Origin of the sequence: Shewanella frigidimarina (assembly GCF_003797125.1) — a bacterium.
GTDB classification, from domain to species: domain Bacteria; phylum Pseudomonadota; class Gammaproteobacteria; order Enterobacterales; family Shewanellaceae; genus Shewanella; species Shewanella frigidimarina.
In genome coordinates this window covers 205602-222524 of the sequence record NZ_RKKE01000007.1, presented here as the reverse complement: position 1 = coordinate 222524, position 16923 = coordinate 205602, and the positions used below count along the sequence as shown (strand labels likewise).

General features: G+C 38.8%; 12 protein-coding genes and 1 pseudogene. 10 read left to right on the top strand and 3 right to left on the bottom strand.

The annotated features are described in order from the left end of the window. The first annotated feature begins 108 nt into the window (after positions 1–108). The 4 genes from EGC86_RS18245 (at position 109) to EGC86_RS18230 (ending at position 5209) form a co-directional block, all read left to right on the top strand. Positions 109–3003: a hypothetical protein gene (locus tag EGC86_RS18245; protein WP_123778491.1), complete on the top strand. Its 2895-nt coding sequence runs from the start codon at positions 109–111 to the stop codon at positions 3001–3003. A 2-nt stretch (positions 3004–3005) separates the two neighbouring features. Next, positions 3006–3452, top strand: a complete 447-nt coding sequence (locus tag EGC86_RS18240) for a response regulator (RefSeq protein ID WP_207893057.1) — start codon at positions 3006–3008, stop codon at positions 3450–3452. Further along, positions 3449–4621: a 5'-methylthioadenosine/S-adenosylhomocysteine nucleosidase family protein gene (locus EGC86_RS18235; RefSeq protein ID WP_123778489.1), complete on the top strand. Its 1173-nt coding sequence runs from the start codon at positions 3449–3451 to the stop codon at positions 4619–4621. The genes EGC86_RS18240 and EGC86_RS18235 overlap by 4 nt, the downstream gene beginning before the upstream one ends. 120 nt (positions 4622–4741) lie before the next feature. After that, positions 4742–5209, top strand: a complete 468-nt coding sequence (locus tag EGC86_RS18230; protein ID WP_123778488.1) for a DUF4231 domain-containing protein — start codon at positions 4742–4744, stop codon at positions 5207–5209. Between the two features lie 574 nt (positions 5210–5783). Here EGC86_RS18230 and EGC86_RS18225 read toward each other — a convergent pair. After that, positions 5784–5924 (bottom strand): annotated as a pseudogene (locus tag EGC86_RS18225) (transcription elongation factor GreB); the annotation flags it as partial. 213 nt (positions 5925–6137) lie between these two features. Between EGC86_RS18225 and EGC86_RS18220 the strand changes: the two are divergent. The 6 genes from EGC86_RS18220 to EGC86_RS18195 all read left to right on the top strand — a co-directional run bounded on the left by EGC86_RS18220 (position 6138) and on the right by EGC86_RS18195 (position 15509). Then, entirely contained in the window at positions 6138–8510 is a 2373-nt protein-coding gene (locus EGC86_RS18220) for a Tex family protein (protein ID WP_123778487.1), read from the top strand. A 204-nt stretch (positions 8511–8714) separates the two neighbouring features. Beyond that, positions 8715–10382: a phosphoethanolamine transferase gene (locus tag EGC86_RS18215; RefSeq protein ID WP_245423180.1), complete on the top strand. Its 1668-nt coding sequence runs from the start codon at positions 8715–8717 to the stop codon at positions 10380–10382. 10 nt (positions 10383–10392) lie between these two features. Beyond that, on the top strand, positions 10393–10836 hold the full coding sequence (locus EGC86_RS18210) for a diacylglycerol kinase (protein WP_243756311.1): 444 nt from the start codon (positions 10393–10395) through the stop codon (positions 10834–10836). Positions 10837–11012: 176 nt separating this feature from the next. Continuing rightward, the gene (locus EGC86_RS18205; RefSeq protein ID WP_101084868.1) at positions 11013–11687 is read left to right on the top strand and encodes a response regulator transcription factor; all 675 of its coding nucleotides are present in this window, start codon (positions 11013–11015) and stop codon (positions 11685–11687) included. Further along, a complete protein-coding gene (locus EGC86_RS18200) occupies positions 11687–13123 on the top strand; it encodes a sensor histidine kinase (RefSeq protein ID WP_123778486.1) in 1437 nt (478 codons plus the stop codon). The genes EGC86_RS18205 and EGC86_RS18200 overlap by 1 nt, the downstream gene beginning before the upstream one ends. Positions 13124–13475: 352 nt before the next feature. Continuing rightward, positions 13476–15509 carry an LTA synthase family protein gene (locus EGC86_RS18195; protein ID WP_245423179.1) on the top strand — a complete coding sequence of 678 codons (2034 nt, stop codon included), beginning with the start codon at positions 13476–13478 and terminating at the stop codon, positions 15507–15509. Here the strand turns inward: EGC86_RS18195 and EGC86_RS18190 are convergent. Then, a complete protein-coding gene (locus tag EGC86_RS18190) occupies positions 15501–16007 on the bottom strand; it encodes a hypothetical protein (RefSeq protein WP_123778485.1) in 507 nt (168 codons plus the stop codon). The genes EGC86_RS18195 and EGC86_RS18190 overlap by 9 nt on opposite strands. A 77-nt stretch (positions 16008–16084) precedes the next feature. Continuing rightward, positions 16085–16891 (bottom strand): pimeloyl-ACP methyl ester esterase BioH, encoded by an 807-nt coding sequence (gene bioH / locus EGC86_RS18185; RefSeq protein WP_123778484.1) that lies wholly within the window; start codon positions 16889–16891, stop codon positions 16085–16087. Between the last annotated feature and the right edge of the window lie 32 nt (positions 16892–16923).

Sequence of the window (16923 nt, the reverse complement as noted above, 5' to 3'; positions counted from 1 at the left end):
CACTTTGGAAGCCCAATACCTCCCTATCTATTGGTTAATTTAATAGTTGATCTACTGGCGAAAAGAGTCGGTACGTCTTATAAATCATAACAATTCAAAGACTATATTATGAAAGACATAATTTCGAAGCAGATACTTAGTAAACTATATAATCATAACTTACTACCTAGTTTAGAAAAGCTTGATATAACAACAAGAAATAAAGTCAGAGCGATATATACTTCATCAGAAGCCGATGCAGTAAAAATACTTAATAAAATGCGGCAGAATCTATCGGTTAGAAAGTTACTGAACGTCGAAAAAGCAATATCTGCATTCCATAATGATGACTCAATACTTCCCCCAAATTTCCCAAAATCATTCCAAACCCAAGAATCATACATACGTTTAGACTCTCTACCTTTGCATAAACAAATGTCCATGTTGAATGCAGTGTTGCGCGAAAATGAAAAAATGATGGTTGCTTACATACAATCTATAGGTCGACTAAACCAAGCTATTGTCAGTAGTAGGTTTTCAGAAGCATCAAATGCGATTAAGTCGATAGTAGAGCAATTTGGCTTTAGTCATTGTCTGTTAAGAAAGATCATTCTAGTTAATGAACTTTATCAAGATGATAATAAAGATGATTATTTATTAGCACTCCAAAATGATGCAGTAAAAAACTCTAAGGTAATTACTGCGAGCTTGATACATTGCTACCAAGAAGAACAAGATTATCTTGGTATAAAGCGTTCAATAATGGGGCTACCAAATAAAGGTAATTCTAATAAATATACAAGAGATATAGCTAGGTTAGCTTTCCATTCACATGCAAAAGATAACGATGATCTTAATGAATTAGTACAGAGCAATATGCAGTCTTCTCTTTTAGATGCCCTAATAATTACTAAAGTCAACACTAGACTTCTGGATCTTTCTAAATACACACACATAGAAAAATTCATAGTTGAACTCGAACAGACTGTTCCAACATTAGACGAGATGGTTGGTTTAAATGGAAATGATGAAAATACAGAATATCTGTTTATCAAACAGTCTTCAGCTTGGTTAGAAAGTAAAAAAATAATAGAGTACAGGTACTTAATTGACCACTTCTACGATTCTCCAGATTCGGATTATTTTGAATTAACACCAGATCTTATCGAACAACTAGGTAAAATTATTGACGTTAAAGATATAACTAGCTTGCTGTCTGATAAAAAATTATTAGATTTGGTTAGTATAAAGCTTCATAGCGCACAGCAAAAAGGTGGAGTCACACGTTCAGCTATTTTTAACTATTTAGTATTCACCCAAAAAAGTGAATTGGTTATTTCGGAGGAGCAGTTATACCTTCTCATGAGTCAGACCAGCGCGCTGGATAGAACAATCCATGTTCAGTCGATGAAATTTATCCTTCCAATGCTTCCCTCTCAAGAAGCTAAATTGGTTCTTAGACTGCTTATTGCCAAAAAAAGTAGAAGTGAAATAGATCAAGTATCTTTAAAAAGCCTGACAGAAAAAGTCCTTAAAGCTAACTACGAAGGAAGTTTAGTCAAATTTATAGACAAAATGTCAAAAAAATCAGAGGCCTTAGCATTTTATTTATACGAAACATGCAATGAGGACTTTATAGCGAGAATGACACGAGTTATAAAAACTACCAAACAAATAACTGAAACTCGAGCAGCTTTGCACTCATGGAGAGGTGAGTATTCAGGAGAAAGTCTCTATTTAGATCGTGCTCGAAACCTAAATATAAATAGCCAAATAAATAAGATTCGTGGTGAAATTGATGACAATCGTATTTATGTAGATACAACTCGATTTTCAGAGTGGTTTGTTGACAATATATCTTCTCAAATGGGCTCTATTCTATTGATTTTAGATAATAGTGATGGCCTAGACCAAATTGAAAACCCTCAGTTAACAGATTTAATTGAGAACTGCTTTAATGAATTCTGTACAAATAGTTTTTTTGGCATTGCTTCATATTTAGGAAGAAGAATCAGACACGGAACTTTTAGGGGCCATCTTTATTCTAGTGTAGTTAATAATATTGAAAAAAAATATGAGGATTTAATCCAGATACCTCAAATAGATACAAAGTGGCCAGAGTGGAAAAGTGATTATGAAAAACGTGTAATGGGCATTATCAATGACAAGTTATACATTAATGCGCCGCAGAAAAAATTAGGATTCCTTTACCCTAACCTTCGTGGCTCAGCGAAAAGAGTCATAGTCCAAAAATGCCTCTCAACTCTAGTTGAGCATTTCAAAGTTGCAGGCAATATTGTAGGTGCAGAGGCTATTGTTATAGAGTTTTGCTGGAGATTCGCAGAAGTTGACCTCAAAAAATTCAATTCGTATATTAAAGGTCAAAAACCATATCTTATTAATGGTTCTGTTATTAATAACATCAATAATCTTAACTTAGAACGCGATAGCTTGAAGCAAGCTAGAGAGTTCGAAAGAGAGTTACCTAGCTTAATCACAGAAAAACTTAATATTATATGTACATGGTTTAAGAAACCTCAAAGTGCATCCCCTAAAGCTTCATTAAATTTGCTATATAAAGCAGTGGTCTCCGAAGTTCAACAAACTTTCGACAATTTCAATCCGAATACAGACTTTGAGGAAGCGGATGATATTGAACTTTATGGTGGTGTGTATCATATTTTTTATGATGCTTTATATGTGATAATTTTTAATGCTGCAAAACATGGAAAACCAGAAGGTAACCTTACTCGAGAATTTGATATTGTCGAATCAAGTGACAAAAAATTACTTTATTGTAAAATACTTTCAGAAATAAATGATACGCATACAGAAAGCTATGTAACTAAGCAGCTTCAAGTACTTCCCAATGATGACTTAGAGAATGCTCAAGTTACAGAAAACAGAAGTGGTATAAAAAAACTACATAACCTTCAGCTCATGGATAAAAAATTCCGAGTTGAAGTTGTTAATTGTAGATATAGACATGTTGTAACAGAATTTTCTTATGAATTAGGATATTAATAATGAAAGTGCTCATAATTGAAGACGATGATTACAAAGCCAATGACTTAACTAGTTATACGAAAGAAAAATATTCGGGGGCAAATATCAAAGTTGCAGTCAGCTTAGCTGAAGCCATTGACTACATTGATAATTATACATTTGATTTAATTTTCATTGATATGGCAATCCCTAGTCATACAGCAGAACAAGGAGAAGGGGCGCCTATGTCTCTACTCACTGGTGGGGTTGATATCCTTTTAGAGCTTTCGGAAATGGAAAGAACAGATGTTTGTATTGTTATAACACAATATCCAAGTGTTGAAATATCTGGTGAACACTACCCTTTAGAAAAAGCTCCTGAAAAATTTAAATCCCTTCTTAATTGTGATGTTTTAGCTTGTATATATTACGTTGTAGACGACCCTAGATGGGGTGAAGATTTAGAAAAGGCTTTGAAATTAAAATGAATGTCTTAATACTGGAAGATAACGATAATAAATATAACCACATAGAAGCTACATTAAAGTCAAATGTTCCTGATTGTACCGTTAAACGTTGTGAATACTTTTCAAAATTTGTAATTGATTCTAGCAAAGAGAAATTTGATTTAGTCGTAACTGATTTGTTAGTGCCTATGCAAAAAGATGCTACTGAAGCGTTTGAAGTGACTCAAGAAATTATCGATACAATTCGAGATACCGAATCTCCTAACTTTTCCACACCAGTTATTGCAATAACAGCTTTTAATGATGTAGCAGAACAAAGTTATGAAAAATTCAACCGCTTAGATATAAACATAGTCTTTTATGCAGAGGATTCTACTGACTGGGTAAACGCATTCATTTTAAAAGCTAAAAATAGCATCCCTGCGCCTAAATATGACTTTGTAATTTTTTGCGCATTAGAACAAGAAGCTGAGGCATACAAAAATCTGGATTGTAATCTCGGCCCCCCCCAGTGCATACAGAACCTGAATTGCAGAACTTTAGAAATTAATGGTAAAAAAGGGGGGATTATTGTCCCTCCGAGAATGGGCTTAGTTAATGCTGCAATAACATGCGCAAGGGCTATAGATATTTTCAACCCAGAATTGATATGTATGAGTGGAATTTGTGCTGGAATTGAAGGGAAAGCCAATATCTATGACGTAATTATTTCAGAAATGTGCCATCAACATGATGCAGGAAAATGGACATCAGATGGATTCGTACCAGAAGTAAATACGGTGCAGATTCTTCACTCTACTCACATTGCTATCAACCAATTAATAAGAAATTCTAGCTTTCTAGAAAGTATAAAAGATGGTGTGGTCCTAAAACGTAGTGAGTACCCTACTGATATAGATGAACTTAGTTTCGAAATAGTTATTGGTCCAACATCTAGTGGAAGCTCAGTCATTGCGTCAGCTACAATCTTAGAAAATATTACGGCGCAACATAGGAAGAACTCTTCTTTTGAAATGGAAGCTTATGCCTTATATGAAGCAGCAAGACAGTCTTCAAATCAGAACTTAAGGTATTTTAGTGCCAAATCTGTTGTTGACAACGGAGATGAGTTAAAAAGCGATCATTACCATCGGGTTGCTTGTATTCTATCAGCAAAAACAGTGTGTCAATTAATAGCTGCTGGAGTTTAAAAGTCAGACGTTATATTTACTTTCTCTCGTGTTTAATTTAAAAAAATAGTTTATTAACCCCTAAATATAACTAATAAATGAGATGACTTCGTCATCAATTAACTAAAAATAGAGAATAAAATGAGCTCAGAAGAGAAAGAAGCGACCAGTTACTGTCAAGAAAAGATTGAACACTTCAAAGCAAAAGCTGCTCACAATAAAGCCGAAACATTATGGTGCTTTCGCCTAATAATGATTAGCACTTTGTTAGTTCCATTGTTTGTTGGATTAGGAACCGAGGTCTGGATATCGAAAGGTGTCCCTTCGTTCTTGTCAGGGCTCGCAGCTTTTTGTACAGCCTGGATACAACTAAGAAAACCACAGGAGTTATGGACTCTTTACCGGACTACACAACGAGAACTTGAGGATCAATTAACTCAGTTTAACTACCGTTTTGGAGATTATGACAGTAGTGACGACACAAATAAATTACTAGCCCAAAATGTAGCTAAACTGACCCTTCAAACTCATCATAAATGGATGCCTATAGTACCGAGCCCTGATAAATTTCCATCGGATCTGAAATCAGATCCCTCTAAAGCTGAGTGATATTGAATATAAGGGAACAGAAACGTACTTTGTTATTTCTACACATAAAAGAACTAGGTACTACAAATTTGATGGAAACGAGCCAATTGAAATTGAAACTATTGAGCTAACAAAACAACTACAAACAATTGGAGTTCTGAAGGCATGATAAAAAATCCTATGCAAGTAATTTAAGAGTTATATAGGCATCAAACACCTTATTTTCGACAAAGAAAGAAGCTAAGGGTATGGAAAAAAACATGGATTTAAAAGCTTAAAATATCAAAGGGTTGGGTCTTAGGTTATCTAGTTTATATCCTAACTTTATTGAGTAAAATCACCGCGCTTTTGATATTCATACATTTCCTAACAAAATTTCTATAAGTAAATTTAGTGGAAAAACAACTACAAGATTTACTAAACCGTGGAGATTTTCTTACATTAATCTAAACAGCGCCGTAAGGTACATATAACAATAAATCGGTGCATTAACAATTAGAAACATAGTACAAGAAATAGTATACATACTATTTATAAGTCTTTTTTTAATAACGACTTAAAGTTATTAGTATTTTAAATATGGTGCTAATCATAAATCAGCATTCTCGGAGCGATCACCCAAACCAGCCGCCCAAGTGACAATCTTAGTGACTTCAGGACGTTGTTCTTTCCACAAGTAATCGTGCTCAATTCTGAGTTTATTGTAGCCTTCTAAAGTGATTAACTTAGTTTTCACGCGGTTTACTCTTAATGTGGTCGAAGAACGGTGAGGTTTTATATAAGCCGTAATATTATCATCTGTGTTTTAGCACTTCATGCCCGATGATGCATTCTTTTTATCGATTATCTATAAAGACATCATAAAGCCTTTCGTACTAGCAGCGAACTGGTGGTCTTTATGGTATCTTTGGCATAATTTTATTTTAAACCATGTCGAATTCGATTGATTATGCATAATATTGCCCAGATTATCGCTCAAGAACTTAATGTCCGTGAACAACAGGTCACAGCGACCATTGCGCTATTAGATGATGGCGCCACCGTGCCGTTTATTGCGCGCTATCGTAAAGAAGCTACCGGTGGTTTAGATGACACTCAGTTGCGTAACTTGTTTTCTCGTTTAGGTTATTTACGTGAGTTACACGACCGCCGCCAAGTGGTGTTGTCGAGCATTGATGCGCAAGGAAAGTTAACCCCAGCGTTAACTCAAGCGATTAATGACGCCGACAGTAAAACCCGCCTTGAAGATTTATATCTGCCATTCAAACCAAAGCGTCGTACTAAGGGCCAAATAGCCATCGAAGCGGGTATTGAGCCGCTTGTAGATGCAGTGCTAGCCAATCGTCAATTAGATATAGAAAGTAAAGCAACTGAGTTTACTAATCCTGATGCGGGTTTTGCCGACTCTAAAGCGGTACTAGATGGTGCGCGTTTTATTTTAATGGAGCGTTTTGCTGAAGATGCAGAGTTGCTGCGTAAAGTGCGCCAGCATTTATTACAGCAAGCTGTGCTTGAAAGCCGCATGGTAAAAGGTAAAGAAAAAGAAGGCGCTAAATTCCGCGACTACTTTGAACATAATGAGCTGATGAGTAAAATCCCATCTCACCGTGCTTTAGCCATGTTGCGCGGCCGTAACGAAGGCATGTTAAGCCTGTCGATGAACGCCGATCCCGATACTCAAGCGACAGAAGGCAGTTATTGTGAAGTGATTATTAGCGATCACTTTAAGTTAGAACTGACTAACTCTAGCGTTGATGAATGGTTGAAAACGGTAGTGACCTCGACTTGGCGCATTAAAGTTGCCTTGCAAATGGAAACAGAGTTTATCGCTAAGATGCGTGAAAGCGCGGAAGAAGAGGCCATTAGAGTGTTTGCCCGTAACCTGGGCGATTTATTAATGGCGGCTCCTGCTGGTGCTAAAGCAACTATGGGACTCGATCCTGGAATCCGTACTGGTGTGAAAGTCGCGATTGTTGATAACACCGGTAAGCTGGTGGCCCACACCACTATTTTCCCGCATGCGCCACAAAACTTATGGGACAAATCGATTCGTACCTTAAGTAATTTAGTGACCATGCATAAAGTTGAAATTATTGCGATTGGTAATGGTACTGGCTCGCGTGAGACCGACAAGCTAACTGGCGAGTTAATCGCTGCCGTGAAAGAAACGCATCCGACGCTGACCAAAGTGATTGTGAGTGAAGCGGGCGCATCGGTATATTCGGCCTCTGAGTTTGCCGCTAATGAGTTTCCTAATCTTGATGTGTCAATTCGTGGTGCGGTATCAATTGCGCGTCGTTTACAAGATCCGCTAGCAGAGCTAGTAAAAATTGAACCCAAAGCAATTGGCGTAGGACAATATCAGCATGATGTAAGCCAAAGCCAGTTATCGCAGTCGCTTGATGCCGTCGTTGAAGACTGTGTTAACGCTGTAGGTGTTGATTTAAATATGGCATCAGCGCCGTTATTAGCTCAAGTTGCTGGCTTAACCAAAACCTTAGCTAAAAACGTGGTTGATTTTCGTGACGCTAATGGTCAATTTACCAATCGTAAGCAGTTATTGAGTGTGGCTCGTTTAGGGCCTAAAGCTTATGAGCAAGCAGCGGGTTTTTTACGTATCCGTAATGGTGATAATCCATTGGATTCATCATCTGTTCATCCAGAAGCTTACAGCCTAGTTGAGTCGATTGCTGGTGCTAAGCAATTGCCATTAACTGAACTGATTGGTAATAGCGATTTGTTAAAACAGATTAATGCTGCCGATTTTGTTACCGACGCATTTGGTGTGCCGACCATTAATGATATTTTAGCCGAACTAGACAAACCAGGACGCGACCCTCGTGGTGAGTTTAAAACGGCTACGTTTAAAGACGGCATAGAAGAATTGAAGCACCTTAAAGTCGAGATGATTTTAGAAGGTGTAGTCACCAACGTGACCAACTTTGGTGCCTTTGTTGATGTGGGTGTGCATCAAGATGGTTTAGTGCATATTTCATCGTTAACCGACAAGTTTGTTAGTGACCCACATACAGTGGTTAAAGCCGGTGATGTGGTTAAAGTGAAAGTGATGGAAGTGGATATTGAGCGTCGTCGTATTGCGTTAAGTATGCGTCTTGATGAAAAAATTGATACCGAAAAGGCAACCAGACAGTCGCAGGGTAAGCCACAAAATAATTACCAGAAAAAGCCTGCTGCGGGTAAATCTTCAGTCAATACCAAGAGTTCTGGTAATAATAAACCAGCCAGTAAACCTGTTAAAGCACCACAAAATGCGGCTATGGGTAATGCGTTTGCTGATGCCTTTGCCAAGATAAAAAAATAATCAATTATACGGTGTGGTAAAACACATTTAGCTAATGTATTGATTATAAAGCCTTTGCACTGATGTGTAAGGGCTTTTTTTTAGCTCATTTTTATATTTTGAAACTGAATATAACCACACAGCAATAATTCAGTTTTTATTCAGTGGATCTTAAGTGTTTTAGTTGAATATCAGCGCCAGTCGAGTTTATTGCGAGTGGCAAAATTGAAATTACTAACGAAAACATTATCCAGTATCACCCCAAAGAGCATCAGTTACGAGGCGATGACCTGCATTATCGCTGTCTATTTTGGCTTGGTATTAAATTTTCCGATAATCCGTAAAATCTATCAGTTATCAGCAGATGGTCATGTGCTGTTTTCTTTGTCACCTGCATTGTTATTAAGCAGTTGTTTTATGCTTATTTTTAGCTTATTTGCTTTTAAATTTGTTTTTAAACCCGTGATGATTGTGTTGTTACTGACATCGTCAGCGGCCATGTATGCCATGTTGCAGTACAACGTGATGTTTGATTACGGCATGATTGAAAATATTTTTGAAACCAATTCTGGTGAAGCTTTTTCATATATAAGCTTACCTTCAATTAGCTATGTGATGGTGTTAGGGGTAATACCTTCTGTTTTGTTATACCGCACTAAATTATCGAGTGGTCCGTCACTGGCCAAAATAGTGCTTCGTCGCGCTGGCTTTACAATATTCAGCGTGGTGTTAGTCGGGTTGATGGTGCTGTTTTTTTACAAAGACTATGCGTCAGTGGGGCGCAATAATAATTATCTGAATAAGATGATTATTCCTGCACATATTTATAATACGGTTAAATACCTAAACAACCGTTACTTTACCGAAAAGTTAACCTTTGACCCTATTGGTCAAGATGCACAGCTAACCCCAAGCGTGAATGGCAAACCGACCCTTATGGTACTTGTTGTAGGCGAAACTGCCCGTGCAGAAAATATGGCGTATAACGGTTACCAACGTAACACCAACCCATACACAGAAAACCTAGGCATGATTGCCTTACAGAATGTGTCGTCGTGTGGCACGGCTACCGCGCATTCGTTACCGTGCATGTTCTCAAATCTAATCCATGACAATTACAATCGTGAAGTTGCTGATGCACGAAATAATGTGCTTGATGTAGTTAAGGCGGCTGGTGTTAACGTGACATGGTTTGAAAACGATGGCGGCGATAAAGACGTAGGAGCCCGCATTAATAAGATTGATATTTCGCCGAGCGAGCCAAATCCATTATGTGATGGTTTAAGTTGTTATGACGAGATTTTAGTTGAAAAACTTAGCCAAAAATTACAACAAGACAGTGAAGCCAGTGCACTGTCGGGTAAAGGCTTAGATAATCAATTTATCGCTTTGCATACTATTGGCAGTCACGGACCAACATATTGGCAGCGTTACCCAGCCGATAAAGCGTTATTTACGCCAGCTTGTAGCCGCAGCGATATTGAAAACTGTAGCGACCAAGAGATTGTTAATGTTTACGACAATACTATTGCCTATACCGATTTTGTGTTGGCAGAAACGATTAATGTACTTAAGCAGTATCAAGACAAATATAACGTCGCGCTGGTGTATTTATCTGACCATGGTGAGTCGTTGGGTGAAAGTGGTATGTATTTACACGGTACGCCTTACAGCATTGCGCCGAGCCAACAAACTCATGTGCCTTGGTTTATGTGGTTACCACAAGACTACACACAAGCTAAAGAAATTGACCGTGAATGTGTTGCCGAGCATGCATTAAGTGGCTCGTACTCACATGACAACTTGTTCCATACATTGTTAGGGCTTTACGGTGTTAGCAGTTCGGTACGTGATCCTAAGTTAGATATCACCACCGATTGTAAAATGAACTAGGAATATACTCATGACAATTTCAGCTTCATCATCTACGTCTGATGATAATGTAACAAAGAATACGGCAAAGAGTGCAGCAACTAAACAGCCAAAAATTGTGGTGAAACGCCATGGCATTATGCGCTTGCTGTATACCTGTAAACATACCTTTAATGGTTTAAAGTGGATGTGCCGTAATGAAGCGGCATTTCAGCAAGAGTTAATGCTGTTTATTCCATTAACTGTATTTGCTTGTATGGCAAATATTAGTGCGCCGCAATCTGCCATGTTAGTGCTGGCGTTACTATTTGTATTGTTTGCTGAACTGGTTAACACTGCTGTTGAAGTGGTGGTTGACCGTATTGGCCTGGAGTTTAATGAGTTATCTGGGCTCGCCAAAGATATTGCTTCTGCATTTGTGTTTCTCAGCATGCTGATGGCAGCGATTGTTTGGTGGGTTGTTTTATGGGCATAATTGACTCGTAAACGGTTAATCTGCCCGCAACGTGTCGGCTGTTAACTTATCGCTATGGATAGCATAGAGATAAGTTTGCTAATGGTAGTTTGTTATCCCGAGTTTAGATTATTTTTCCGTTTGGACTGCATCACTCGTAATATGGATATAGGCGCAATTATGATAAAGGACACTCAATGAAAGTGTTGTTAATTGAAGACTCTGAAGCGCTGCGTCGCGGCATTAGAGTTGGTTTGGATCATTTAGGTTATACCGTTGATGAAACCGGTGATGGTTCTGAGGGCTTAAGTATGGCGCTCACTAATTCTTATGATTTCATTATTTTGGATCTCATGCTGCCTAATGTAGATGGTCTGAGTTTACTTAAGAGTATTCGTAAATTAGGTAATCAATCTAAGGTCATTATTTTATCGGCTAAATCACAAGCTGAAGATCGTGTTACTGGCTTATTGGCGGGTGCCGATGATTATCTGTGTAAACCATTTTCGTTTGACGAATTACAAGCCCGACTCGTGACTCTTGGTCGCCGTGGTGAACTCAATCAACAAGTTAAAACTATTTGTATTGCTAATTTTGTTTTAGACACAAGTAACAAATCACTTCATGCAGATGGCCATTATATCGATCTGACTAAAAACGAATTTAAAATTGTTGAATATTTATTTAGTAACCCTAAGCAAGTACTTAATCCTGAACAAATCAGTGAAGCAGTCGTGGGTTCATTTAATCATTTATCAAAAAACACCATCGAGGCTCATTTATCGTCCGTGCGTAAAAAAGCTAAAGCCGTAGGGGTGACGCTACCGATAAAAAACAAACGTGGTTTTGGCTATTTTGTGGGTGAACATTAATGAGATCGTTAACCACCAATTTAGTCAATACCATGACCTATGTGGTATCAACCATGTTGATTTTGGTGTTTTTGGCGATTGATATCAGTATCGATAATTGGGTCGATGTTGAGTTTGATAGCGCGTTAACAGACAAGTCTAACTACCTAAAGACCTTAGTTAAAGTGACTCCAGAAGGCACCGAGTTTGATTTTGCTGGCGAGTTTATGCCTGAATTTGGCATCTCGACTAAAGCAAGCTTTTTTCAATTGTGGCAAGGCTCAAGCGTGTTTGAACGTTCTGAGTCGTTGCGTAATTTCGAGGGTGTAGATTTACTTAAAAAAGACATTCCACTCAACAGTGCTTTTTTTGCAGATGTTGTGCTACCAGATGGTCGAGACGGCAGGGCGATGGTGTCGTATTTTGAGCCGCAAGTGCCTAAAACTAATCGGTCAATGATGGATCAAGTCGAACCCATGTGGTTAACCATAGCCATTACCACAGAAGATTTATCGCAAATTTTGGTGATCATCGATTCTAGTTTAGCCATTGGCTTACTACTGGTGATTGTGTTGATCCGTTGGGCCGTAGTGAAGGTTATTCATCGTGGTTTGACCCCGTTGAACGAATTAAACATGTCGCTAAAAAGCGTCGATGTCACTAAAAAATACATCCCACTGTCTAGCGAATCAGAACGTTATCTTGAAATTGAACCTATACGTAATGAGTTGAATAAGTTTGTCAAAATTAGCCAACAATACCTACAAACAGAAAAGCGCATTACTGCCGATATCGCTCATGAACTGAAAACGCCCATCAGTGAATTGATTAGCTTGAGTGAAATTTATATTCGTTATCCGGATGATCAGCGTATTGGCGTGAGCTATAAGCAAGATGTACTCAGTATTAGTTTACGGATGAAAACAATCGTCAATAATTTATTACTATTGCAGCAAGCCACATCAGAAAATATTAATCTGCATCGCCAACATATCAATATCAAAACCGTGATGGATCAGGTTATTAATGAGTTAGCATTTAAGTATTCGACTATTCACTCTCGTTTGAATATTGAAAATAGTGTTTTGGATCCAAGCTGCCTTGCCGATGAGTTTTCTTTGCATCTCATTTTGACCAATTTATTTGATAATGCACTGTATTACAGTCCGCCGAAGTCATCGATTAAAATAAGGTTAGTTGCTGATAATAAAGGCTTAAGATTCAGCATTGAAAATCAATTAGTCACCAGTATCAACGCGAATGATTTAGAGAGGCTTACTCTACCATTATTCCAGGCGGAGCAATCGCGTTCAAACAGCGAGAGGCATGGATTGGGATTGGCCATTGTTGAAAACATTGCCAAAGTGAATGGATTTGAGTTTAGCTTTGAATTAGTTTCGGATGACAAAATTATGTTTGCTGTGTTGATTCCGAATGGTCATGCGGCAATGGTGTAAATCTATGCAAAAAACCTTCAAAAAAACAGAATTTAACTGACTGTAAATAAGATGTTAATATATGTTATTACGCCCTGAACTTAATGCCCTTGCTAAGGTCTTAGGCTCAGATGGTTTTTGTTACTGTGTCTTTTAGTCGTTCAGTTACGATAAAGATATTGAAAAATTTGCAAAAAATCCTGTTTTAAATCGCTGAGTAAACAAGGTTTTCAGTAACACGATAAGCTTAAGTTGCCCTTAAGATAAGCATACTAGTCTATTACCCAGTAATAATGTTATTACATTTGGGATAGCTTGTTGCGAATTTAATTGCACATGAAGCCTAAAAATAATAATAATTTTGGAGCAATAAATGGCTGTAAATTTCTTTAGTCTTGGTACCAATTCAAGTGAGTTTAGTACAAAAAAGACTTCGAATAATTTATTTCAAGCAATTGTTATATTTAGTGTTATCTCTCTTCTTATAATGAGTTTGAGCCGTATTGGCTTGTCTTTATGGCAAGCTGAACGGGTATCCGATGCCCAAGGTTGGGGCTACATTTTACTGCAAGGTTTACGGGTCGATTTTGCCTCTTTATGTTGGCTGTGGGGTATTGCAGCACTCGGAACCGTAGTATTTGCTGGTGAGCATTTAGTTGGCCGTGTTTGGCTGATGATATTACGCGTATGGCTCACACTAGGTTTATGGGTAGTGGTTTTTCTTGAGGCATCATCGCCGTCATTTATTGCTGAATATGGTTTTAGACCTAACCGTTTGTATGTTGAATATCTGGTTTATCCAAAAGAAGTGTTATCGATGTTATGGGCAGGGCGTAAAGGCGAGCTTATTTTATCGGCGCTGATCACCGTGGGTACCTTATGGGGTGGCTGGTGGTTAAGTGGAAAATTAACGCAATATATTCGTTTTCCTAAATGGTATTGGCGTCCAGTGCTTGCGGTTATCGTCATTGCTATTACGGTGCTAGGTGCGCGGTCATCATTGGGGCATCGACCTCTTAATCCTTCATTGGTGGCATTTTCTGACGATCCTTTAGTTAATTCTTTAGTGTTAAATTCCTCTTTCTCATTAATCTTTGCAATTAAGCAAATGAGTAACGAAGAAGATGCATCGAAAGTGTATGGCAAGTTAGCCGACGAAAAAGTGATCGACATTGTGCGCCGTGAAAGTGGCCGACCACTGAGTGCATTTACCTCATCGACCATACCGACGTTGTCATTTAATCAAGCCAGCTATACCGGTAAACCAAAGAACCTTGTGATCATTTTACAAGAAAGCTTAGGTGCACGTTTTGTGGGAAGTTTAGGTGGCTTACCGTTAACGCCTAATATTGATGAGCTTTCTCAACAAGGGTGGTTTTTTGAAAATTTATACGCTACTGGTACACGTTCAGTAAGAGGTATAGAAGCGGTGACAACCGGTTTTACACCTACGCCAGCACGTGCAGTTGTGAAACTCGGTAAGAGTCAAACAGGCTTTTTTACCATCGCTGATTTATTGAAGCAACATGGCTATACCACGCAGTTCATTTATGGTGGTGAAAGCCATTTTGATAATATGCGCAGCTTCTTTTTAGGCAATGGTTTTACTGATATTGTTGATCAAGGTGACTATAAAGACCCAGCGTTTGTGGCGTCTTGGGGGGTGTCTGATGAGGATTTGTTGTTTAGAGCAGACGAAGAGTTTTCGCGGATGCACAAAGAGGGTAAACCATTCTTTAGCTTAGTGTTTAGCTCAAGTAATCATGACCCATATGAGTTCCCTGATGACCGTATTGAGTTGTATGAACAACCACAATACACCATGCATAACGCGGTGAAATATGCCGATTATGCAGTGGGTGAGTTTTTCAAAAAAGCTAAAAAATCAGATTACTGGAAGGATACCTTATTCCTGATTGTTGCAGATCATGACAGTCGAGTGGGTGGCGCTGCACTAGTACCAGTGTCTCGTTTCCGTATTCCTGGGCTTATTTTAGGTGACGGGATTGATGCGAAGCGCGATCCACGTGTTGTGAGCCAAATTGATATGTCACCGACGTTAATTTCGTTGCTGGGTATTTCGGATAGTTATCCAATGCTAGGCCGTGATTTAACTAAAATGCCAGACTCATGGCCGGGTCGAGCGATGATGCAATATGACAAAAACTTTGGTTTACTGGAGGGAGATAAAATGACTATTTTACAACCTGAATTACCTCCTGAAAGTGTTACTTATGATTTTGTTACTGAAAAACTGACCCCGACAACATTGAATGAACCTCAAGCAGAAGCAGCATTAGGCTGGGCATTATGGGGCAGTTTAGCATACAACAAAATGTTGTACCGTACGGCTAATTCAGAGGCAAAACCGACACTGTCTGATATTACTACGGAAGTATCACGCTAATATTTGTAGTTGAGACTCATTATTTGGAGCGGATTGCTGTTGATAAAATTGACCAATCCGTTGACCAAATTGTTGGTAGGTAGCTTTGGATACTCCAGTGTCTAGCGCTTGGCGTTGACGGGGTTCTGGTGTTGTTTTAGCGTTTGTAGATTGTGTTTTTAGTTGAATATCTTTACGTTGCAGCGCCGGGGTTTGGCTAGCCATGATTCTAATGACTTGAGGCCGAATGACTGGCGAAGCAATTGCTTTAGACTCTACCGCTTGTTGAGTGGCACTTTGCTGTTGTCGTTTAGCTTGCTCTTGCTGCTGTTTTTTCTCTGCGACAGTGTAAGACGTAGCACGTTCATTTTGTTGATTTAATGGACGTTCTGCATGCTCTTTTGTCGGTTCTTGTGGCGGGATAATCGGCGGTTTTTGTTGATTGTCCACTCGCGCAAGATCCGTCGCAACATTTGAAGTTGCTAACGGTATTTGTGGATAATGAGTGGTAATTATCATGTTGACCTTGTCAATACGACGCCTTGACTAAATTATAGACAACATTTGGCTAAGGCTAAAGTGCTATTAAGATATTTTTAGCGGTATTTTGTGATCCACGGTAATAAATGGTCTAAAAATGCATCAGGATGCGAAATAAACGGCGCATGGGATGCTTTATGGAGCAGCACATCTTCAATGTTGTCACTGCTTGGTAATGACGAGATAATCTTTCTCGGCACCAAACTATCTAACTTTCCCCAAATTCGTAACCATGGCCGCTGTATTTGAGTGATCGTGGCACGTAAATCCACCTGCGCTAACATATCCAATCCTTGGGATAAACCTTGTTGTGTCGGCAATGGCTTGCTTAACACTAAGCTTTTTATTTGTTGGATGTCAGCTTTGGGGTTATCACTTCCCATGGCTTGAATCGCCAGAAATCGTTCAACAGTACGAGACACATCGCGACTTAATTGGCTTGAAAATTGTGCCAATACATCAGGCTGAATACCAGGCCAGGCGGGCCTGATATCATCTATTCCACGAGTCATAACACTTTCGCGGGCCATAAAACATGGGGATGAGGCAATAGTGACTAATGCAGCCACTGACTCTGGGTAATCGATGGCAATTTGGCTAGCGATTAACCCACCTAGCGACCAACCAATCCAAATCGCCTGCTGTGGAAGTTGTTCTGCAAGTGCTTGTGACCATTGCGTTATGCCTCCGTCGATATTAGGACTTAACCCAAAACCCGGCAAATCCACATAATGCACTCTATACTGGTGCAATGCGTTTTTTAATGGACTAAAGACTTGGTTATTCACCCCCCAACCGTGTAATAGCACTATGTCTTGGCCTTGTGAGCCTACGGTATCAATATGCAATGCAGGAAAACTCACGGTTAACACCTCTTTTGAGTCTATTTAATGGA

Coding starts and splice junctions, on each gene's coding strand:
- EGC86_RS18245 (WP_123778491.1), top strand. CDS start 109: ATGAAAGACATAATTTCGAAGCAGATACTTAGTAAACTATATAATCAT.
- EGC86_RS18240 (WP_207893057.1), top strand. CDS start 3,006: ATGAAAGTGCTCATAATTGAAGACGATGATTACAAAGCCAATGACTTA.
- EGC86_RS18235 (WP_123778489.1), top strand. CDS start 3,449: ATGAATGTCTTAATACTGGAAGATAACGATAATAAATATAACCACATA.
- EGC86_RS18230 (WP_123778488.1), top strand. CDS start 4,742: ATGAGCTCAGAAGAGAAAGAAGCGACCAGTTACTGTCAAGAAAAGATT.
- EGC86_RS18220 (WP_123778487.1), top strand. CDS start 6,138: ATGCATAATATTGCCCAGATTATCGCTCAAGAACTTAATGTCCGTGAA.
- EGC86_RS18210 (WP_243756311.1), top strand. CDS start 10,393: ATGACAATTTCAGCTTCATCATCTACGTCTGATGATAATGTAACAAAG.
- EGC86_RS18205 (WP_101084868.1), top strand. CDS start 11,013: ATGAAAGTGTTGTTAATTGAAGACTCTGAAGCGCTGCGTCGCGGCATT.
- EGC86_RS18200 (WP_123778486.1), top strand. CDS start 11,687: ATGAGATCGTTAACCACCAATTTAGTCAATACCATGACCTATGTGGTA.
- EGC86_RS18195 (WP_245423179.1), top strand. CDS start 13,476: ATGGCTGTAAATTTCTTTAGTCTTGGTACCAATTCAAGTGAGTTTAGT.
- EGC86_RS18190 (WP_123778485.1), bottom strand. CDS start 16,007: ATGATAATTACCACTCATTATCCACAAATACCGTTAGCAACTTCAAAT.